15 protein-coding genes are annotated in these 20,988 nt (G+C 74.6%); 12 read left to right on the forward strand and 3 right to left on the reverse strand.

Annotated elements, in window-relative coordinates:
• Window positions 1-310 precede the first annotated feature (310 nt).
• The 6 genes from ACIP67_RS24710 (at window position 311) to ACIP67_RS24735 (ending at window position 6,930) form a co-directional block, all read left to right on the forward strand.
• Window positions 311-1,138 carry a hypothetical protein gene (locus tag ACIP67_RS24710; protein ID WP_401694633.1) on the forward strand — a complete coding sequence of 276 codons (828 nt, stop codon included), beginning with the start codon at window positions 311-313 and terminating at the stop codon, window positions 1,136-1,138.
• Window positions 1,138-2,964, forward strand: a complete 1,827-nt coding sequence (gene asnB / locus ACIP67_RS24715) for an asparagine synthase (glutamine-hydrolyzing) (protein ID WP_401694636.1) — start codon at window positions 1,138-1,140, stop codon at window positions 2,962-2,964. Before ACIP67_RS24710 ends, asnB begins: the two co-directional genes overlap by 1 nt.
• Complete coding sequence (locus ACIP67_RS24720) at window positions 2,961-3,530, forward strand: flavin reductase family protein (protein WP_401694638.1); 570 nt, start codon at window positions 2,961-2,963, stop codon at window positions 3,528-3,530. Before asnB ends, ACIP67_RS24720 begins: the two co-directional genes overlap by 4 nt.
• Complete coding sequence (locus ACIP67_RS24725) at window positions 3,527-5,074, forward strand: 4-hydroxyphenylacetate 3-hydroxylase family protein (protein ID WP_401694640.1); 1,548 nt, start codon at window positions 3,527-3,529, stop codon at window positions 5,072-5,074. The genes ACIP67_RS24720 and ACIP67_RS24725 overlap by 4 nt, the downstream gene beginning before the upstream one ends.
• The gene (locus ACIP67_RS24730; protein WP_401694642.1) at window positions 5,071-5,928 is read left to right on the forward strand and encodes a class I SAM-dependent methyltransferase; all 858 of its coding nucleotides are present in this window, start codon (window positions 5,071-5,073) and stop codon (window positions 5,926-5,928) included. The genes ACIP67_RS24725 and ACIP67_RS24730 overlap by 4 nt, the downstream gene beginning before the upstream one ends.
• Before the next feature lie 126 nt (window positions 5,929-6,054).
• Window positions 6,055-6,930, forward strand: a complete 876-nt coding sequence (locus tag ACIP67_RS24735) for a helix-turn-helix domain-containing protein (protein WP_401694645.1) — start codon at window positions 6,055-6,057, stop codon at window positions 6,928-6,930.
• Window positions 6,931-6,952: 22 nt separating this feature from the next.
• Here ACIP67_RS24735 and ACIP67_RS24740 read toward each other — a convergent pair whose 3' ends face one another.
• Window positions 6,953-8,245, reverse strand: coding sequence for an MFS transporter (locus ACIP67_RS24740; RefSeq protein ID WP_401694648.1), 1,293 nt, complete (start codon window positions 8,243-8,245; stop codon window positions 6,953-6,955).
• A 351-nt stretch (window positions 8,246-8,596) separates the two neighbouring features.
• On the opposite strand from ACIP67_RS24740, the gene ACIP67_RS24745 reads away from it, so the two are divergent.
• The 3 genes from ACIP67_RS24745 to ACIP67_RS24755 all read left to right on the forward strand — a co-directional run bounded on the left by ACIP67_RS24745 (window position 8,597) and on the right by ACIP67_RS24755 (window position 12,392).
• Window positions 8,597-9,442, forward strand: a complete 846-nt coding sequence (locus tag ACIP67_RS24745; protein WP_401694650.1) for an MIP/aquaporin family protein — start codon at window positions 8,597-8,599, stop codon at window positions 9,440-9,442.
• A gap of 38 nt (window positions 9,443-9,480) precedes the next feature.
• Entirely contained in the window at window positions 9,481-10,998 is a 1,518-nt protein-coding gene (gene glpK, locus ACIP67_RS24750) for a glycerol kinase GlpK (protein ID WP_401694652.1), read from the forward strand.
• Window positions 10,999-11,213: 215 nt separating this feature from the next.
• Window positions 11,214-12,392, forward strand: a complete 1,179-nt coding sequence (locus ACIP67_RS24755; RefSeq protein ID WP_401694655.1) for an acyltransferase family protein — start codon at window positions 11,214-11,216, stop codon at window positions 12,390-12,392.
• 63 nt (window positions 12,393-12,455) lie between these two features.
• Here ACIP67_RS24755 and ACIP67_RS24760 read toward each other — a convergent pair whose 3' ends face one another.
• A complete protein-coding gene (locus tag ACIP67_RS24760; RefSeq protein ID WP_401694657.1) occupies window positions 12,456-15,026 on the reverse strand; it encodes a SpoIIE family protein phosphatase in 2,571 nt (856 codons plus the stop codon).
• Between the two features lie 408 nt (window positions 15,027-15,434).
• On the opposite strand from ACIP67_RS24760, the gene ACIP67_RS24765 reads away from it, so the two are divergent.
• The 3 genes from ACIP67_RS24765 to ACIP67_RS24775 are packed head-to-tail and all read left to right on the forward strand — an operon-like array spanning window position 15,435 to window position 18,631.
• Entirely contained in the window at window positions 15,435-16,529 is a 1,095-nt protein-coding gene (locus ACIP67_RS24765; RefSeq protein WP_401694659.1) for a substrate-binding domain-containing protein, read from the forward strand.
• 51 nt (window positions 16,530-16,580) lie between these two features.
• A complete protein-coding gene (locus ACIP67_RS24770) occupies window positions 16,581-17,351 on the forward strand; it encodes an ATP-binding cassette domain-containing protein (protein ID WP_401694661.1) in 771 nt (256 codons plus the stop codon).
• Complete coding sequence (locus ACIP67_RS24775; protein WP_401694664.1) at window positions 17,348-18,631, forward strand: sugar ABC transporter permease; 1,284 nt, start codon at window positions 17,348-17,350, stop codon at window positions 18,629-18,631. The genes ACIP67_RS24770 and ACIP67_RS24775 overlap by 4 nt, the downstream gene beginning before the upstream one ends.
• 118 nt (window positions 18,632-18,749) lie before the next feature.
• Here ACIP67_RS24775 and ACIP67_RS24780 read toward each other — a convergent pair whose 3' ends face one another.
• Window positions 18,750-20,864, reverse strand: a complete 2,115-nt coding sequence (locus ACIP67_RS24780; protein ID WP_401694666.1) for a SpoIIE family protein phosphatase — start codon at window positions 20,862-20,864, stop codon at window positions 18,750-18,752.
• Window positions 20,865-20,988 lie beyond the last annotated feature (124 nt).

Raw genomic sequence — 20,988 nt, forward strand, 5'->3', positions numbered from 1 at the left:
CTGACAAGGCACCCGCCCACCACAGGTCCGCCGCCCCGGGACGCCTGCCGTGCCCACGCGCGCCGCCGCAGCCGGACGACACCCGCCCACCGGCGCGCCCGCCACCGCCGAGACCCCCACCACCACCGAAAGACACCCGCCCACCCGCGCGCCCACCACCGCCCCGAGGGCGACCTTCGGAGCAGTTGCCGGGCTCCGAAGGTCGCCCTCGGGGCCCCCTTTCGGGGCTTCTGGGTGTTCGCCCCGCTTCCTAGCGTTTCCGGTCAACAGGACCCGACCGGTCCGCTCCCCACCGCGAAGGAGATCCGAGATGAGCGATGCGCCCGCAGGAGGCATCGCGCGCGGCGGTTCCGTCGGGGTGCCGGCGTCCGGCGCGGACGACGACACCGGCGTCCGGGAGGCCGGCCGCCCCTTCACCGCCGTACTGGGCACCCCGCCCGTGCCCGGTGCGCACCCCACCCCGGCCGACCGGCTGCGCAACGGCTACCGGGGCATGCCGGAGGCGGAACGTTCCGCCCTGTGGCGGCAACGGCTGCACGAGGCGGAGTCGGGGCTGACCCGGCTGCTGGCCGCCTGGCACGACACCACCCATCTGTCCGACTGGTTCGCCCTGCAGGCGGAGATCTTCGCGGACCTGCCGGACCCCACGACCAGCGGCTCCGCGGACTGGCAGCGTGTCTTCTTCCGCGGCCAGGCCCTGATGGAACGTTTCCTCGTCTCCCGGCACGGGGAACAGGCCCTCGCCGCCTGGGCCGGCGCCATCGCCGCGGTGCACCGCGACGTGGAGCCCGACCACGGCAGGGGAGCCGCCGACCCCGTCCACCGCATCGCACGCCAGGCCGAACTGTACGGATCCGACTACGAGTTCGACGACGGGCTCGAGACCGACGGTGCCACCCGGGCGGCGCTGACCATCACGCACTGCGCGATCTGGGACTACCGGGAGAAGGCCCGCCGCTCCGGCGTCCGCATCACGCTCGCCTCTCCGTGCACGTACTGCACGAAGGCGCTGTCGGCGAACATCCGCGCCAAGGGCTTCGAGCCGACCCACAGCCTCAGGACCGGCCCCACCGGCCACGGCTGCCGCTGGGAGGCGGCCGCTCCCGAGGCTCCCTCCGACTCCTCAGGGGAGCAGTGATGTGCGGCGTCACCGGATGGCTCGACTGGGACACCGACCTGCGGACGCGGGCCGCCACCGTACGCGCCATGACCGAGACCCTGGCCTGCCGGGGGCCGGACGCCACCGGCACCTGGCTCTCCCGGCACGCGGCGCTCGGCCACCGCCGGCTCTCGGTCATCGACCTCGAAGGCGGCGCGCAGCCCCTGGCCGCCGGCCGGCCGGAGACCGTGCTCGGCTACAACGGCGAGCTGTACAACCACGGGGAGCTGCGGCGGGAGCTGGAGTCCCTGGGCCACGTCTTCCGCACCCGTTCCGACACGGAGGTGGTGCTCCGGGCGCACCTTCAGTGGGGCACGGACGCCCCCCGGCGTTTCAACGGCATCTTCGCCTACGCGCTGTGGGACGGGCGCGAGGAGGAACTGCTCCTGGTCCGCGACCACCTGGGCGTCAAACCCCTCTACTGGCACGCGCACACCACCGGGGTCGTCTTCGGCTCGGAGCCGAAGGCCGTGCTCGCCAACCCGCTGTTCCGCGCGGAGCTGGACGCCGAGGGCATCGCCGAGCTGTTCGCGCTGCCCGCCGCGCCCACGGCGGGCCACGGAATCTTCCGCGGGCTGCGCGAGGTGCGCCCCGGCCACCTGGTCTCCGTGCGCCGGTCGGTCACCCGTGAACGGCGCTACTGGCAGCTGGTGTCCCGGCCGCACACCGACGACGCGGCGACGACCCGGCGGACGGTGCGCGACCTGCTCTCCGACGCCGTGGAGCGCCAGCTGATGAGCGACGTACCGCTGTGCACGCTGCTGTCCGGGGGCGTCGACTCCAGTGCCGTCACCGCGCTCGCCGCACAGGCCCGGGAGCGGTCCGGGCAGGGCAAGGTGAGCAGCTTCTCCGTGGACTTCCCCGGCAGCGCCGACCGGGCGCCCGACGCCTGGCGGACCGGCGCCGACGCTCCCTTCGTCCAGGCGGCGGCCGAGCACATCGGCACCCTGCACACCTCCGTCGTCATCCCCGACGACGACCTCCTGGAGGCCCGGCAGGCCGTGCTGCGGGCGCGGGACCGGCCCGGCTGGGGCGAGATGGACGCCTCCCTGCACCTGCTCTTCCGGGAGGTGCGGCGGCGCTCCACCGTCGCCCTGTCCGGGGAGGCGGCCGACGAGGTCTTCGGCGGCTACCCCTACTTCCACGACGCGGCCGCCCGGGCCGCGGACACCTTCCCCTGGCTGCACGGCCGCGCCACACCCGCCGCGCTGCTGCGTCCGGAGGTGCGGGCCGAGGTCCGCCCGGAGGAGTACACCGCCGACCAGTACCGCGCCTCCGTGGCCCGGACGCCGCACCTGCCCGGTGAGACGGGCGCCGACCGCCGGGTGCGGGAGCTGTTCCACCTGGCGCTGACGCGGTGGCTGCCGCCGCTGCTGGAACGGGTCGACCGGGTCAGCATGTCCGTCGGTCTGGAGGTACGGGTGCCGTTCACCGACCACCGCCTGGTCGAGTACGTCTGGAACGTGCCGTGGTCCCTGAAGGCGCCGGACGGCCGGTCCAAGGGGCTGCTGCGCGACGCCGTGCGCGACCTGCTCCCGGCCGAGGTCGCCGACCGGCCCAAGAGCGGCTATCCCTCGACACCCGCCGTGCGCTACACACAGGTGCTCACCGACCGGGCCCACGCACTGCTCGCCGATCCCGCGGCTCCGGTGTTCGACCTCGTCGACCGGGACGTCGTACGCCGGGCCCTGGCCGAGGGCCGGACCCTGCCCAGCCCGCGCACCGCGCCCAATCCGGTGGGCGGCCTGGACCACCTGGTGCAGGTCGACGAGTGGCTGCGCGCCTACCGCGTGGGCCTGCGGTGAGCGCCGCGCGCACCGGCCACGGCACCGGGCCCCGGACGGCGGCCCGCCGGGGCGACGCGACGGCCGACGCCTTCCGTGCCGCCGCCCGCCGCTGGACCACGGGGGTCGCCCTGCTCACCGCACGCCACGGCGAGGAGGTCTTCGCCAAGACCGTGTCCTCGCTGTGCACCCTCTCGCTCGACCCGCTGCTGATCAGCGTGGCCGTCAGCGCCCGCAGCCCGGTGACGGCCGCGGTCCGTGCCGACGGCCGGTACGCGGTGTCGGTCCTCGCCGGTCACCAGGAGCCGCTCGCCCGGCACTTCGCGGCCCCCGGGGCCGGCCGGGCCCTCGGACTGTTCACCGTGGCGCCCATGCGCGCGGAGGCCACCGGGGTCCCCGTGCTGGAGGACTGCCTGGCCTGGTTCGACTGCCGGCTGCACACGGTCCTGCCGGGCGGCGACCACGTCGTCCTGGTCGGCCGGGTCGCCGCCGCGGGCGACCGGCCGGGAGAACCGCTGCTCTACCACCACGGCGCCTACCACTCACTCGCCCACCCGCCCATCCCCTCCACGGGAGCCCGCACATGACCCTCCTGGACACCTCCGCCGACACCGGCCGGGGGCTGCTCACCGGCGACCGGTACCGCGCGGAACTCGACGACGGCCGCGAGCTGTACCTCGACGGCAAGCGGGTCTCGGACCCCGCCGGACACCCCGCCTTCCGCCCCGCGGTCGACGCGCTCGCGGATCTGCTGGACCTCCAGCACGACCCCGGGCACCGGGACCTCCTCACCTACCGGGACCCCGGCAGCGGGCAACGGCTCGCCCGCGCCTACCAGCCGCCGCGCACCCTGGAGGAACTGCGGCTCCAGCGTCGCAGCGCCGAGTTCTGGCACGCCGCGTCCTTCGGGCAGCACGGGCGCTCCCCCGCCTTCATGGCGTCGATCGCCGTCGGCGTCCACGACTTCCGCAACCGGCTCGAACGCGCCCGGCCCGGGTTCGGGGCCAACGCGCACGCCTGGTACCGCCACTGCGCCACCAACGACCTCGTGCTCTCCCATGCGCTGGGCGACCCGCAGATCGACCGGTCCGCCGATCCGGTGGACGACCCGGACCTGGCGCTGCGCGTACTGGCGGAGACCGACGAGGGCATCGTGGTGCGCGGCGCCAAGCAGCTCACCACCCTGGCGCCGCTCGCCCACGAGGTGCTGGTCTACCTGTCGGCCTCCTTCACCCAGCACCGCGGTGAGCAGTTCGTCGTCTGGTTCGCGCTGCCGCTGAACACCCGGGGCCTGGTGACGCTGTGCCGCGAGCCGCTGGGCACCGAATCCTGGGGCCACGCCCACACGTTGGGCGCGCGCTACGACGAGCAGGACGCCATGCTCTTCTTCGACGACGTCCTGGTCCCCTGGAACCGGGTCTTCCTGTTGCGCGACGCCGACCTGGCCCGCACCGGGCTCGCCCGGATCAACGCCTGGTCCGCGTACATCGGCCACGTCCGCTACCGGGAGCGCCTGCGCACCCTGCTGGCCACGGCCACGCTCGTCGCCGAGAGCATCGGCGTCGACGGCTTCCGCACCATCCAGGAGGACCTCGGCCGGCTGGCGTCCTACACGGAACTGACGGAGATCCTCCTCGACGCCGCCGAGGCGCGCGCCACCGTCACCGACGGCGGGCTGCTGGCTCCCGGCGACACGGCGGCCGGCCGGGTCTGGTCCGCCGAGGTGGCCGAGGGCGCGGTGGACGTCCTGCGCCGCATCGGCGCCTCGGGGCTGCTGATGCAGCCGACCGAGAACGACCTCGCCCATCCCCGGCTGCGCCCCCTCCTCGACCGCTACATGCGCGGACACGGCATCGACGCCGAGCGCAAGTCCCGCCTCCTGCGCCTCGCCTGGGAACTGACCGGCGACGCGTTCGGACAGCGCCAGCACCTGTACGAACTCGTCCACCGCGGCGACCTCGCCCGCAACCGGATCAACCTCTTCAAGCGGTACGACCAGAGCGACGTGCGGCGCCGCCTGGAGGACTTCATCGCGACGCCGCATCCGCCCACGCCGTTGCCGCCCCCGCCCCTCGCCGCCGCCGCGCACCCCGCGACCGGCCCGGACGACGCCCAGGAGGACCGCTCGTGACCCTGAACGACACCGAGGCCCAGGCCCGTACCCTCGGCGGCTACGACGACGCCAGCAGGCTGCGCCAGGTGCACGACCGCGACTGGGTCCTCGACCGGGTGTCCGGGGAACCCCGTGTGCTGGTCGACCTCGGCAGCGGTATCGGCCAGTTGCTGGAGGCGGCCCTGGTGTGCCACCCCTCGCTGCGGCTGGCCGTCGGGCTGGAGCGTTCCGAACACCGTATCTCCGAGGCCGGCGAGCGGCTGCGGCCGTTCGGCGCCCGTGCGGTGCTGCACCACGCCGACCTGACGGCGCCGGCCCCGCTGCCGTACCGCGCGGACGTGGTGACCATGACGTCGGTGCTGCACTGGCTGTACCCGGTGGAGCACCGGGTCCTCGCCTGGGTGCGCGACCACCTCGCGCCCGACGGCACCTTCCTGCTGACGACGTATCACCCCGCCCGCGACGGCCACGGCCTCGGTGGCGAGGACGACATCGTGCGCGAGGCCCTGGCCGGTCTCGGCGTCGCGCGGGAGGCGGTGCCCGGGCTGCTCGACGACCACGGAGTGCTGCCGATCGCGACCCGGACCCGTTCCGTGGCGGAACTCGCCCCGCTGCTGGGCGAGTTCTTCACGATCGAGGAGCACCGGGAGCGGGAGGCGGTGGTCACCGTGCGGGACGCGGCCCAGTACGAACACTTCCACGCGGCGACCTTCGGCGACTACTACGCCTCCGTGCTGGACCCCGGGCGGCGGGCCGCGTTCTTCCGGGCCGTCGGACGCGTCGCCGCGGAACGCCAGCGCGCACAGGGCCGGGTGAGCGCCATGCCGGTGCGGCTGTGGAAGCTCACCCCGCGTACCGGAGCCACCCCCTAGGGTGAGGGGCGGTGCGGGCTCGGGCCCGGGCGCGGGCCCGGCCCGCGCCCGCGTCCGCCCGCCCTTCCCCCTCACCACCGTCCGTCCGCCGACCGATCGATCGGCACAGGCCGAGGAGCCGTCACCATGTCCACCCCCACCCCCGGCCCCAGCCAGGAGCTCGGTGCCTTCCTGCGAGCCCACCGCGAACTGCTCAAGCCCGCCGACGTGGGTCTGACGGCCACCGCGCGCAGGCGCACGCCCGGCCTGCGCCGGGAGGAGGTCGCCTCGCTCTCCGGCGTGGGCCTCGCCTGGTACACCTGGCTGGAGCAGGGCCGGGTCACCGCCTCCCGGCAGGTGCTGACCTCCGTCGCCCGGGCACTGCGGCTGGACGCGGCCGGCCTGCGGCACGCCATGCGGCTGGCCGGCTACCACGAACCGGTGGCGTCCGACGCCGAACCGGGCGGCCTGGCCGCCGCCGTACGTCCCGTCCTCGACTCCTGGCCGACCAGTCCCGCGGTGCTGCTGGACCGCCACTTCGACCTGCTCGCCTGGAACGCCCCGTGGAGCGCCCTGTGGGGCAGCCCGGAGAGCGTTCCCGCCGACCGGCGCAACCTGATGTGGCTGATGGTGGCCGACCCGCGGCTGCGCACGGTGCTGCACGACTGGGAACCGCTGGCGATGAACATCTTCCAGCACTTCCGTGCCCAGGCGGGCCCGGCGCTCGGCGACCCGCGCACCGGCGAGCTCTACCACCGGCTGGCGGAGGACGCGCCCGAGCTCCGCCACTGGTGGAGCTGCCACTCGGTGGCGGAGCTGACGGCCCGCTCCGTGACGGTCCGGCCTCCGGGGTCCGCGCCCATGACCCTGTCGTTGTCGTCGTTCCACCCGGTGGACGACCCGTCGGCACTCGTCCTGCTGTTCACCCCGCTGACGGAGCAGGACCGGGTGCGGATGACCGCGCTGTGCGAGCGGCCGTTGCGGGCCGTGGCCCCGGACGCGGGTGAGCGGCAGGCGGGCTGAGTCCCGCCCGCCGCTCCGGGCGTCAGGGCCGGGCGGGCTCCTCCGCCGCTGCTCCGGCCGCGGGCGGTCCGTCCGGCGTGCCGGCCCCGCGGCGCAGGCCGGCGCTGAGGGCGAGCGCCGCGAGCGCGGAGACCAGGGCGAGGCCCGCCCCGACGACGAGCGTTCCGGTCCCCGTGTCGTCGAAGGCTCCGACGGCCCAGGCGCCGAGGCCCGTCCCGGCGTACATCGTCGACGTCAGCCAGGCGCTGGAGGTGGCCCGCAGATCGGGTGCGGCCGTCCCCGCCAGGGTCTGCTGGTCGATGACGAACCCTCCGCTCGCCACGAACCAGACGGTGACGCCCAGCAGCGCGAGCACGATGCCGGGGCCCGTGGCGGTGAGCGCGACGCCCGCCGCGAGGAGCAGGCCCCAGACCGGGAGGAGCGGAAGGTGGTCGCGGCCCGCCGCCCGGGACCGGTCGCCCAGCCGGCCGCCGATCAGCGAGCCGGCCACACTGCCCGCACCGACGAGAACGCCGACGAGGCCGAGGGCGGACACCGACAGGTCGAACCGGTCGACGAGCACCACGCCCAGGAAGGTGTAGGCGCCCAGGTTGGCCGCGTGGAAGGCGGTGTTGACCGCGAGGGCCTTGCGCAGGGCGGGGTGCCCCCACGCGGCGAGCACGGCGCCGAGCGCCCCGCGGGCCGGAGCCGGCGCCCCGGGCACCGGTTTGCCGCTCACCTGGCGCACCAGCAGCGGAACGGCTGCCGCGGTACCGACGGCGAGGGCGAGGAACGCCGACCGCCAGCCCGTGGCGCCCGCCAGCAGTCCGCCGAGCGGCACACCGACGACCTGGCCGCAGGAGAACAGGGCCATGCCGAGTCCGAGCGCCCGGCCCCGGACCCGTTCGGGGGCCGTCTCGGCGATGTGCGCCCAGATCGCCGGGCCCGCGGCGGCCGCGGCCAGGCCGGCCAGTGCCCGGGAGACGATCAGCAGGGCGAGTGACGCCGACAGGGCCGCGGCGGCGTTGGACAGCAGGAAGAGGACGGTACCGGCGAGCAGGGTGCGCCGTCGGCCGAGGCGGTCGCTGAGCAGCCCCAGGAAGGGCGCGGTCACTGCGTAGACCAGGACGTAGGCGGTGACGCTCTGGGCGGCCGCGGACTCGGACACGTCGATGTCGTCCGCGATGGTCGGCAGCAGCGGGGAGACGAGGAAGGTCTCGGTGCCGAAGAGGAACAGGAGCAGGAAGACGCCCGCGTAGCGCCACCGGTCGAACGTTGTCCGCCCGGGCTCGGCCACGGTATCGGCGGCCGGGTCGGGGCGTCCGCTCGCACTCACCAGGGATCACTGCCTCTCAGGAACGGGGAACGGGGACGGGAGAAGGGACGGGGAGGAGGGACGGGGAGGAGGGACGGGAACAGAGGGCCGCCACCACGGGCCCGGACGGCCCGGAACGAGACCGCGCCGCGCGGCCGCGGCGGACGGCGCGGGAGCACGGCGGCCCCGCCCGCCCATCGTGTCCGCGGCCCGCACCGTCAGCCAGGCAGGCGTTCGTCCTGTGACCAGGACCCACAGGCAGCGGTCGGTTCGCTACGACATATGCGACAAGTCCATGATCGCCTTATGCTGATCTGAGACAAGCTCGGGCACTCGACAGCCGGCCCGGAGCCGGCGGGAAAGCGGGCTTCCATGGCTGATCGGTTCAACAGGTCGGGGATGATCGGCGAGCTGTCGGCCGAGTTCGCCGGCACGATGGTCCTCATCCTCTTCGGCTGTGGCGTCGTGGCCCAGGTGGTCGCCGGCGGGGCGCTGACCACGCCGCCGGGCGGCCTCGGGAACCACGACAGCATCTCGTGGGCCTGGGGTCTCGGCGTCACCCTGGGCGTCTACGTCGCCGGCCGGATGAGCGGAGCGCATCTCAACCCCGCGGTGACCGTCGCCCTGGCCGCGTTCAAGGGGTTCGCGTGGCGCAAGGTCGTGCCGTACGCGGCGGCGCAGACGGCCGGCGCCTTCGTCGCGGCGCTCATCGTGCGCTGGAACTACACCGAGGCGCTCGCGAAGGCCGACCCCGGTCACACCTACAAGACGCAGATCGTGTTCTCCACCCTCCCGGCCAACGGCAACACCAACCTGCCGGTGTACGAGTGGGGCGCCTTCCGCGACCAGATCATCGGCACCGCGATCCTGCTGCTGCTGATCTTCGCGGTGACGGACCTGCTCAACAACCCGCCCGGCGCGAACCTGGCCCCGTTCATCGTCGGTCTGATCGTCGTGGCCATCGGCATGGCCTGGGGCACCAACGCGGGGTACGCCATCAACCCCGCACGTGACTTCGGCCCCCGGCTGGCGAGCTTCCTCACGGGCTACGGCGGGGCTTGGCGGGACCAGTACGGCAACTTCTACTTCTGGGTACCGATCCTCGGTCCCCTGATCGGCGGTCTGCTCGGCGCAGGACTGTACAAGGCCCTCATCGGCCGGTTCCTCCCCACGGCGGAGCCGGAGCCCCCCGGCCGCGTCCCCGCCCCCGAGCGCTGACCCCGCACAGCTGACCCCCGGACCGGAGGCGGTACCCCATGGCTGACTTCGTGGGCGCGGTGGACCAAGGGACCACCAGCACCCGTTTCATGATCTTCGACCACTCCGGCAACGAGGTGGCGAGGCACCAACTGGAGCACACCCAGATCCTTCCGCGGTCCGGATGGGTCGAGCACGACCCGGTGGAGATCTGGGAGCGCACCAACTCGGTGATGCAGACCGCCCTGCGCAACGGCAACCTCGCCCCGGAGGACCTCGCGGCGATCGGCATCACCAACCAGCGGGAGACCACCGTCGTATGGGACCCGCGCAACGGGCGCCCCTACTACAACGCCATCGTCTGGCAGGACACCCGCACCGACTCCATCGCCGCGGCCCTGGACCGCTCGGGCCGGGGCGACGTCATCCGCCGCAAGGCGGGGCTCCCGCCGGCGACCTACTTCTCCGGCGGCAAGATCCAGTGGATCCTGGAGAACGTCGACGGCGTCCGCGAGGCGGCGCGTCAGGGCCACGCCCTCTTCGGCAACACCGACGCCTGGGTCCTGTGGAACCTCACCGGCGGCCCCGACGGCGGTGTCCACGCCACCGACGTGACCAACGCCAGCCGCACCATGCTGATGGACCTGGAGACCCTCGACTGGGACGACGAGCTGCTGGGCTTCTTCGACATCCCCCGGGAGATGCTGCCCGCCATCAACCCCTCCTCGCACCGCGAGGCGTTCGGCGTGACCCGCTCCTCCCGGCCCATGCGGGCCGCCATCCCCATCAGCGGGGTGCTCGGTGACCAGCAGGCGGCCACGGTCGGACAGGTCTGCTACGCGCCGGGCGAGGCCAAGAACACGTACGGCACCGGCAACTTCCTCGTCCTCAACACGGGCACGGAACCGGTGCGTTCACGGCACGGCCTGCTGACCACCGTGGCGTACCAGTTCGAAGGCAGCCCGGCGGTGTACGCCCTGGAGGGGTCCATCGCGGTCACCGGGTCCGCGGTGCAGTGGCTGCGCGACCAGATGAAGGTCATCAGTACGGCGGCGGAGAGCGAGACACTGGCCCGTACCGTGCGGGACAACGGCGGCGTGTACTTCGTTCCCGCGTTCTCAGGGCTGTTCGCCCCCTACTGGCGCTCCGACGCCCGCGGCGCGATCGTCGGCCTGGCCCGCTACAACGACAACGGCCACCTCGCCCGGGCGACGCTGGAGGCCATCTGCTACCAGAGCCGGGACGTCGTCGAGGCCATGGAACAGGACTCGGGAGTCCACCTCGACGTGCTCAAGGTCGACGGCGGGGTGACCGCCAACGACCTGTGCATGCAGATCCAGGCGGACGTGCTCGGCGTTCCGGTCAGCCGCCCCGTCGTCGCCGAGACGACCGCGCTCGGCGCCGCCTACGCGGCGGGCCTCGCCACCGGTTTCTGGCGGGACACGGACGAACTGCGCACCCACTGGCAGGAGTCCAGGCGCTGGGAGCCCGCGTGGTCCGACGAGCAGCGCGCCGAGGGCTACGAGGGCTGGAAGAAGGCGGTGGAGCGCACCCTGGACTGGGCCAAGGTCGAGTAACCGGCGTCCGGTGCCGTCCGGAGCGGCCTCCACGTCGTCCGCACCCGCCGCGCCCCCGCACCCCGGCCCCGCGCGGAGCCGGTGCTAGCCTGCCTGCGCTCCTGCGTGCGAAGATCCCCCAGGCCGCCGGGCCTGTGAGCGGGACCCCGGGCGACCGTTCACCGGGGCGCGGAGGCGAACCTCCTCGTCGTCCGAAGGTGAAGGACCGATCCTCGTTGACCTTGACACCGGCAGCCGGTCGCGACCGGCTGCCCTCGCTGACGGGGCTGCGCTTCTGGGCCGCCCTGCTCGTCGTCCTCTACCACCTGTCCCGTCAGGTCGGGCCCGTCCCCGGCCTGAGCGAGGCGGTCTGGTACGGCCGGAGCGGGGTGACGTTCTTCTTCGTGCTGTCGGGAGCCGTCCTGGCCTGGACGTACGACGGGGCACGGGTGCCCGCGCGCGTCTTCCTGTGGCGGCGCTTCGCCCGCGTCTGGCCGCTGCTCGCCGTCAGCGTCGGGCTGTCGGTCGCGGTGTGGGCCGTCATGGGACGTACCGTCCCGGCCGGGGCGGTGGCCGCCACCCTGCTGCTGGTGCACGCCTGGTTCCCGCAGCCGGTCGTCTTCACCGGAGGGAATCCGGCCGCCTGGTCGCTGAGCGACGAGGCCTGGTTCTATCTGGTCTTCCCGGCGCTGCTGGCGGTGCTCGCGGGCCGTCGCGCCAGGGTGTGGGCGTGGACGGCCGCCGCCGTCGTCGGCGCCGCCCTCGTGCTGTGGCCGGCCCTGTCCGGTCTGCCGCCCACGACGCGCAACTGGGCCCTCGACTACCTGCCGCTGACCCGCTCCCTGCAGTTCGTGCTGGGCGTGGTGGCCGGGCTCGCACTCCGGCGCGGCTGGCGGCCTCCGCTGCCGCTGCCGGTGGCGATCTCCCTCGTCGCCGGCTGGCATCTGGCCCTCGTCCCCTGGTCGAACGCCGTTCCGGACGCCCTCTGGTACGGCCCGTACAACGCCTCGCAGTGGCTGTCGGCGCCGCTCTTCGCCGCCCTGATCTGCGCCGCCGCCCGCGCCGACCTGGACGGCAGGCGCACCGGCCTGGGCGGGGCCTGGACGATCCGGCTGGGGCACTGGTCGTTCGCCTGGTACCTCCTGCACGAGATCGTGATCCGGGTGGCCGTCTTCCACTGGGGCAAGCCCGCCCCGGGCGGCGGGACGGCGGTCTTCTGGGCGGGAGTGGCCGCCGTCAGCCTGGCCCTCGCGGCCATGGCCTACCGGTGGGTGGAGCGCCCGGCCGAGCGGTGGCTGCGCGGCCTCGCCGGCCGCTCCTCCCCTGCCCCCGCGTCGTCGGAGACCGACGCGCTCTCGGGGGCCGACGGCGCCGGCGCCTGCGCCCCCGTGTCCGCCGGTCCGCCCGGTCGGTGAGCTCCCGGCCGGCGGGCGACCGCGCCCCCTGGCCGCCGCGCCGGCCGCGCCGCTCTCCACGCCTCACCACAGGCTCCCCGGTTCGGTCAGGGGCGGCGGGTCGCCGGTGGCCGGCTCGCGGCGGGTCACGACGATCTCGCTCCACACCTGCTTGCCGCCGGCCACCGGTACCGAGCCGGACGACTCGGACACCGCCTCGACCAGCAGCAGGCCCCGGCCGCCCGTCGACTCCCAGTCGACGATGACCGGTTTGGCGGGCGCCCGGGGCGAGGAGTCGCTCACGCTGACCCGCACCCGGTCCCCGCGCAGCACCAGGTCGATGCGGACCGGGCCCTGGGTGTGCACCAGGGCGTTGGTGACGAGTTCGGAGACGACCAGCAGCACCGCGTCGGCCGCGTCCGCCACCCGCCACCGCCGCAGCGTGCGCGCGGTGAACCGGCGGGCGTGCATGACGGCGTCGGGCAGCCGCCACACCGCCCAGCCGGCCTTGTCGGGACGGGTCTTCATACCGTCGTAGCGCAGCAGCAGCAGCGCCACGTCGTCCTCCCGGCGGCCGCCGTCGCCGAGCAGGGCGTCGGCCATGCCGCCCGGGTCCGCCGCGTCCGCCGCGGCGAGCGCGGCGCGGGTGCGGTCCATGCCCACGTCCAGGGGCAGGTCGGCGGACTCGACCAGGCCGTCGGTGATCAGGGCGAGCACCGTGCCGGGGGTCAGGGTGAGCGAGGTCATGGGGAACTCGGCGTCCGCGAGGATGCCGAGCGGAGGCCCGCCCTCGACCTCCGCCTCCTCGGTCGTGCCGTCGGGGTGCCGCACCAGCGGAGAGAGGTGCCCGGCCCGCACGAAGAGCAGGGTCCCCTCCTCCATGTCCACCTCGGCGTAGCAGCAGGTGGCGAACAGGTCGGTCTCCATGCCGACGAGGAGCCGGTTGGCGTGCGAGAGGACCACGTCGGGCGGGTGGCCCTCCACCGCGTACGCCCGCACGGCGGTGCGCATCTGCCCCATGATCGTCGCGGCGGCGGCGCTGTGCCCCTGCACGTCCCCGATGACGAGCGCCACCCGGTCCTCGGTGAGGGCGATGACGTCGTACCAGTCGCCGCCCACCTGGAGCCCCCGCCGCGCCGGCAGATAGCGGGCGACGGCCGTGCCGCCGGGCAGTTCCGGCAGCCGCCGGGGCAGCAGGCTGCGCTGGAGCATCGTCGCGAGCTCCTCCTCGGCGTCGTGTGCGTGCGCCCGGGTGAGCGCCTGTCCGACGAGCGCGGCGGCGGCGGTGAGGAACGACCGCTCCTCGGGGGCGAACGCGTGCCCGCGGTCCCAGCCGACCAGGCACACGCCGAGGACCCGGCCCTTGGCGGGCAGCGGCAGCACGGCCAGACCGCCGGGACCGAGGTCCACGAGTGCGGGCTCGGGGGCCGCCCCCGCGGGCCACAGGTCCATGCGGCCGTCCCGCAGAGCGGTCCGGAGGGCCGACAGGGCGGCGTCGGGCACCTCGACGGGCGGCTGCTGCTCCGAGCGCGGCTCGGGGCGCCAGCTCCCGGGCCAGCCCGCGGGCTCCGGTGGATCGAGAACGGTGACGTCGAGCCGGCCGTCCTGCGCCTCGGCGAGGGCCACCCGGTCGGCGCCCAGCGGCTCCCGCAGCGCGGTGACCACGACCCGGCCGACGTCCCGTACGGTCGTCGCCTCGTCGAGGGCCGCGGTCAGCCACTGGATGCGGGAGACGTCGTCGGGGCCGCGGCGCAGCACGGGCGTCGCGGTGACCACCCCGAGGACGCGGTCAGGCCGGTCGCCGGTGCCCGTCAAAACCCGGCACGCCAGGCTCAGCCAGCGTATCTCGCCGGTGGGGCAGCGGACGCGGAACTCCAGCTCACGCCGGTGGCCGAAGGCCTGGGCCGACGGTTCCAGGACCGCCATCAGGGTGTGCATGTCGTCGGGCAGGGCGTGGGAGAGCAGGGTCTCCGCCTTGCCGTCGAAGTCGGCCGGGGTGATGCCGGTCAGTTCGAGGAGGGTCTCGTCCGCCTCGACCAGGCCGGTGCCGGGCACCAGGACGAGGGAGCCGATGCCCAGGTTCCGCAGGGCCGCGGCGAGCAGCGACGAGGGCGCCGGGCGGCCGGCTCCGGCGCGCAGCAGGCCGGTGACCGCTTCGGCGTAGCGCTCCAGGAGGTGGCGTCGTTCGGCGTCGAAGCCCTGCGCGTCGGTGCCCGCCACGAGCAGGCAGCCGCGCCGTCCGTCCGCCGTCCGCAGGGGCAGCGCGGCGAGCGACCGGCCGGGGCACGGCGGGCCGCCCTCGTCGTAGGCGGCGAGTTGCGTGTCGTTCAGCCACAGGGGCCGGTCCGCGCGCACGGCGTGGGCCGCGGGCGAGCCGCCGGACAGGGGCAGGCGCTCGGGCAGTCCCTGCGCGCGGTCGGTGCCCGAGGAGGTCTCGGCCAGCCGGAGGTCCTCACCGTCCGCGGCGGGCACGTAGACGGCCGCGAACGCGGCCCCGGCGAAGCTCAGGACGCGCTCGCTCGCGGTGGACCCGGGCGACAGCGGGGGTGCGCCGGTGGGCCCGGGCAGCAGCGCGGGCGCGCCCGCGCCGGTGGCGCCGGCCTCGGAGGCCGACGGCTGCCAGAGCCCGGTCCGGGCCCGGCCGTCATGAGGCATGTCCGCGACTACCTCCCCGTAGGGGCAGCAGGTACCTAGGGGTCGAGCGGTCGGGTGTCGACGGGGGGACCCGGCACCCATCCACCAGAATCGCATATGCGGCCCCAGTGGACAGATGCTGACGAACATGCAGCATTCGCCGATGACCGCGGCCGGTGCCACACTGACGACGTGGCCGTCTTGCCGTTTCCGCGCGGCCCGTTCCTCCCGGACGGTCGGCGTCTGTCCCCCTTCGTCACGGACGGTCGGCGCCTGTTCCCCCGCGAGACGTCCCCGCGCGCACACCGCGCCGACCGCACGGCCGGGCGTGGGGGCCGTACGGGCGCACGCCCGGGCCGTGCGGGCGGACGCGCGGCGGACCTCGGTGCGAGGCGTGCGCGGGAGTCCGGCCGGAGGGAGGGCTCCCGTGTGAAGGTCCGTCTCCGGGGCGTGGCCGTGATCGTGACCGCGGGCTCGGCGGCCGTCTCCCTGGCGGCCTGCGGCTTCCATGCCGGTTCCGGGGCCGGTTCCGGCGAGGGGGACGGACCGAGCATCGGGCTCCTGCTGCCGGAGGCCACCGCGGCCCGCTGGGAGGCGCGGGACAGGCCCCTGCTCGAGAAGGAGATCGAGCGGCGGTGCGGCGACTGCGTGATCGAGCACGCCAACGCGAGGAGTGACGTGGCCCTCCAGCAGAAGCAGATGGACTCGATGATCGCCAGGGGCGTCGACGCGATCGTGCTCGCGGCCGTGGACGCCAGAGCGATCGGCACGACCGTCGGCAAGGCCGCGCAGGCGGGCATCCCGGTCATCTCCTACGACCGTCTCGCCGCGGGCCCGATCGCGGGCCACGTCTCCTTCGACGCCGAGGAGGTCGGCAGGCTCCAGGGCAGCGCACTGCTGAGGGGCATGGGCGAGCGGGCGTCCGACGGCCAGATCGTCATGATGAACGGCGATCCCAGCGACCCCAACACGGCGGCGTTCGAGAAGGGCGCCCTGTCCGTCCTCACGGGCCGGGTGAAGATCGGCAAGACGTACGACACCCTCCAGTGGCGGACCGAGACCGCGCACATGAACATGTCCGGGGCCATCGCCGCACTGGGCGCCGGCAACATCGACGGGGTGTACGCGGCCAACGACGGGCTCGCCGCGGGCGTCGTCTCCGCCCTCCGGGCGAACAACGTCGAGCCGCCGCCCCCCGTCACCGGCCAGGACGCCGAACTCGCGGCCGTACGGCGCATCCTGGACGGCCGTCAGTACATGACCGTCTACAAGCCGTTCGGTCCGGAGGCCGCCGGCGCTGCCGCCATGGCGGTGGCCTCGGCCCGCGGGGAGGGCCTCGCGAGGATCGCCACGGACACCGTCCGGACCCGCGACGGGACCACGGTCCCGGCGATCACGCTGGCCCCGTCGTCCGTCACCGCCGACACCATCGCCGACACCCTGGTGAAGGACGGCGTGTACACGGTCCGGCAGCTCTGCGCCCCGCACCTCGGGAAGGCCTGTGGCGAAGCCGGGCTCACCTGACCCGCACCCCCGGGCCTCGGGCCCCGGTCTCCGGGAAGGAGATGGTTCTCCGTGCCGGCTCCCCCCTTGCTGGCCCTGCACGGGGTGTGCAAGCGCTTCGGCGTCGTCGAGGTGCTCCGGGACGTCGAGCTGGAGATCCACTCCGGCCAGGTCGTGGCGCTCCTGGGCGACAACGGGGCCGGCAAGTCCACCCTGGTCAAGGTGATCTCCGGGGTCGTGCCCGCCGACCGGGGCGCCGTCGAGTGGGAGGGCCGGCCGGTCCACATCAGGCGCCCCCACGACGCCCGGGACCTCGGCATCGCCACCGTCTACCAGGACCTGGCGCTGTGCGGGAACCTGGACGTCGTCGGCAACCTGTTCCTCGGGCGGGAGGTCCGCCGGTTCGGGTTCCTGGACGAGGTGGAGATGGAGCGCCGTACCCGGCACCTCCTGGAACGGCTGACCCGGGACCTGCCCGATCTGCGGGCCCCCGTCGTCTCCCTCTCCAGCGGCCAGCGCCAGACGGTCGCCATCGCCCGCTCGCTCCTCGGCGAGCCCCGCGTCCTGCTCCTGGACGAGCCGACCGCGGCTCTGGGGTTCCAGCAGACCGGCGAGGTCCTGGACCTCGTCGACCATCTGCGCGACCGCGGTCTGGGGGTCCTGCTCATCAGCCACAACATGGGCGACGTCAAGGCCCTCGCCGACCGGGCGGTGGTGCTGCGGCTCGGCCGCAACAACGGCTTCTTCGACGTGAACACCGCTCCCCAGGAGCAGATCATCTCCTCCGTCACCGGCGCCACGGAGAACGTGCCCCACCGGCCGGCCACCCGGGAGACGTGGTGAGGGAGACGCGCGGCAAGGCGGACACCGCACGGCCCGCCGACTCCCCCGCACCCGGCGCGCGGGCGCCCCGGGCACGGGACGGACGGGCCGTCGTCCGCCCCCTGGCGGGCCGGGCCGCCGCCGTCCGCCGCAGGCTGGGCACCGGTGACCCGGGCGCCCTCCCCGTCGTGTCCGTCCTCGCCGTGGTGTGGATCGTCTTCCAGTGCCTCGACCCGAACTTCCTCTCCCCCCGGAACCTGTCCAATCTCAGCGTGGACATCGTGGGCCCGGGGATGATCGCGGTCGGCATCGTCTTCGTGCTGCTGCTCGGTGAACTCGACCTGTCGGCCGGCTCGGTCAGCGGTCTCGCGGCGGCCGTCTTCGCCGTCCTGAACGTGAACCACGGCGTCCCGGAGTGGCTCGCCGTCGTCATCGCGGTGCTCGCGGGCACCGCGGCGGGCTCCGTGCAGGGCTATTCCTTCGCCAAGACCCGGGTACCGGCGTTCGTCGTCACCCTCGCCGGGCTGCTCACCTGGAACGGCATGATGCTCGCCGTCCTCGGGACGAGCGGCACCATCAGTCTCGACGAGGACGGGCCGGTCGCGCAGCTGACCAGCTTCCACTTCGGCCACGACGCCGTCGCCTACGGGGTGGCGGCGGTCGGCACCGGCGCGGTCTTCGTCGTGTCCCACCGGGACCGCAGGCGCCGGGCGGCCACGGGCATGCCGCACCGCTCGCGCCGGGACGTCGCGGCCCGCACCGGGGCCGTCGCCGTGGCCGCCTTCGGCTCGGCGTACGTGCTGAACCGGTTCCAGGGGCTGCCGCTCGCGCTGCTGGTCTTCCTCGTGGTGGTGGCGGGCCTCGACATCGTGCTCCGGCGCACCCACCACGGACGGCAGGTGTACGCCGTCGGCGGCAGCGTCGAGGCCGCCCGGCGCGCCAGCATCGGCGTCACGCGCGTGCGGACCGCCGTGCTCGCCGTCTCGGGCGCCATGGCCGCGATCGGCGGCCTCTTCCTCGCCTCGCGGATCACCTCGGTGAGCCAGAACTCCGGCTCGGGAGTCCTCCTGGTCAACGCGATCGCGGCGGCCGTCATCGGCGGCACCAGCCTGTTCGGCGGACGCGGGACCACCTGGTCCGCGGTGCTCGGCATGCTGGTCATCCAGTCGATCTCCTCCGGCATGGCCATCACGGACACCCCGGCGGCCGTGCAGTTCGTGATCACCGGTGGAGTGCTCTTCGCCGCGATCGTTATCGACTCGCTCTCCCGGCGCTCGCAGGAGGCGTCCGGGCGGGTCTGACACCCGCCCGCCTGCCCGCCGGCGACGGGCCGTGTCGTGTCGTCCTGTCGTCGTCCTGTCGTCGTCGTGCCGTCGTCCTGTCGTCGTCGTGCCGTCGTCGTGCCGTCCGGGGCGGGCGTCAGCCGTCCGGCACGTGCCGCAGGAGGAGGAGGGCGACGTCGTCGGTGCGCTGCCCGGCCGTGCCCGACCTGCTCAGCAGGGTGTCGAGGAGCCGGTCCGGATCCCGGTCGTCGGCGTCGGCGAGATGCCCGGCGAGCTCCGCGACGGCGTCGTCCAGGTCGACCCCCGGTGTCTCGATGAGCCCGTCGGTGTAGAAGACGAGCGTCAGCCCCGGGGTGAGGGGCATCTCCGTCACCGGGAACTCGGCGTCGGGGTCGATGCCGAGCAGGGGTCCGGGCGGTACGTGGACGGGCCGGGTGGTGCCGTCGGCCAGGCGCACGAGCGGGGGCGGGTGGCCGGCGCTGGCCAGGGTCACGCACCGGGAGGCGAGGTCGAGGTGGGCGTAGAGGCAGCTGGTGAACAGGTCGGTGCCGAGATCGGTGAGGAGCCGGTTGGTCCGGGACAGGACCTCGCCGGGAGCCGTGCCCAGGGTCGCGTGGGCGTGCACTCCGGTACGGACCTGGCCCATCAGCGCGGCGGCGGCGACGTTGTGGCCCTGGACGTCGCCGATGACGGCCGCGGCGGCGCTGTCGCCGAGCCGGATCACGTCGTAGAAGTCACCGCCGATGTCCATCCCCCGCGTCCCGGGCAGATAGCGGGCGGCGACCCGCAGCCCGGTGACCGGGGGGAGGGTCCGGGGCAGCAGCGCCTGCTGGAGGCCGTGGGCGAGCTCCAGTTTGGTGTCGTACAGGCGGGCCCGGTCCAGTGCCTGGGCGATGAGCCCGGCGAGCGAGGTCATGACGGCGCGTTCCTCGGCCGGGAACGCGTGGGGATCGTCGTAGGAGAGGATGCAGATGCCCACGGGGCGGCCGGAGGTGATCAGCGGCAGGAACGCCCACGCCTGCTTGCCGCTGATCCGGGGCGCCTCGGGATAGACGCGGAGCATGTCCTCCGGGGTGGCGAAGAAGGCGGGGATGCCGCTGGCGAGGGACTGGCCGGCCGGGGTGAAGGCGGTGTCGAGGGGGAGGCTGTCGAGCCGTGCGACGGTGACGGCGTCGTAGCCGCGGTGGCCGGTGATCCGCAGCCGGCCGCCGTCGGCGGTGGACAGCACCAGGCCCTGGGCGCCGAAGGCGGGCATGATCTGGTCGGCGACCAGGTTGACGACGTCCTGCACGCCCACCACCTCGGTCAGCCCGGCCGCCAGGTGCGTCAGCTGGTAGAGCTGCCCGGCTCGGGCGGGCGCGGCGGCGGGGCGGCGGGTCGCCGGCCAGGGCGGGGGCCGGCCGCCGGTGGGGATGATCCGGATGCTGATGCCGCTGGCGTCCGGATAGAGGTGGAAGTCCAGCCACCGGTCCGGCGGGCGGCACGCGGTGAAGGCGACGGGCTCCCGGCTGAGCACCGCGGCGCGGTAGCGGTCCTCGTAGGTGGGGTCGTCCAGCCAGCGCAGCGACTGCCACGGCAGGGTGCCCAGCAACTGACCGGCGGTGCGGCCCAGCAGCTCGCAGGCACCGCCGCTGAGGAAGGTGAAGCGACCCTCCAGGTCCAGGGCGCAGCTGCCGCCGGGCAGGCGTTCGGCGAAGTCGGCGGCGGCCATCGCCGGGCCCAGACGCCGGTGCCCGGCCCCCGTGGGCAGCACCCGGATCCCCCGGCCGCACGGCGAGGGCCTGCCCTGCCGGACGGCCTCCTCCAGCAGCCGGGCCAGGCTCCGGCAGCTGGCCTCGATGTGCCCCTGCTCCCTCCGGGTCATGTACGACGGGCGGGTGGCGGGCCACATCAGCAGCAGGGCGCCCAGCCGCCGGCCCCCGGTGACCGGGGCGGCGACCAGCGCCAGCGGGTAGGGCAGCACCATCGCGGTGCGGGGGTAGGACCGGGCCAGCTGTCCCTCGCCGCCCACCCAGACCAGGCGGTCCTCGCGGGCGGCGTCGGCGACCGGGGCGGGGGCGGACAGCGGGACCGTCGCCCACGGCGCCGCGATGTCGGCGGGCGCCCCGCACAGCAGGTCCAGGCAGAGCAGGCGCTCGTCGGGCGAGAGGACGTACAGGGCACCGATGGTCGCGCCGGTACGCCGTACCGTCTCCGTGAACACGGCGTCCAGCGCCCGCGTGTCGGCGGCCGGATCACCCGGGCTGGTCACGCGCCACCTCCCGTCGTCGGTGCGGACTGCGGACCGGCCGCGGGACCCGGCCGCGGGACCACCGGCTCGCCGCCCGCCGCGCCCGACCTCGCCCTAGGGCGACGGTACGCCCGTGGAGGGCGGT

The sequence above is a fragment of the Streptomyces sp. NPDC088812 genome (assembly GCF_044750285.1).
GTDB lineage: Bacteria > Actinomycetota > Actinomycetes > Streptomycetales > Streptomycetaceae > Streptomyces.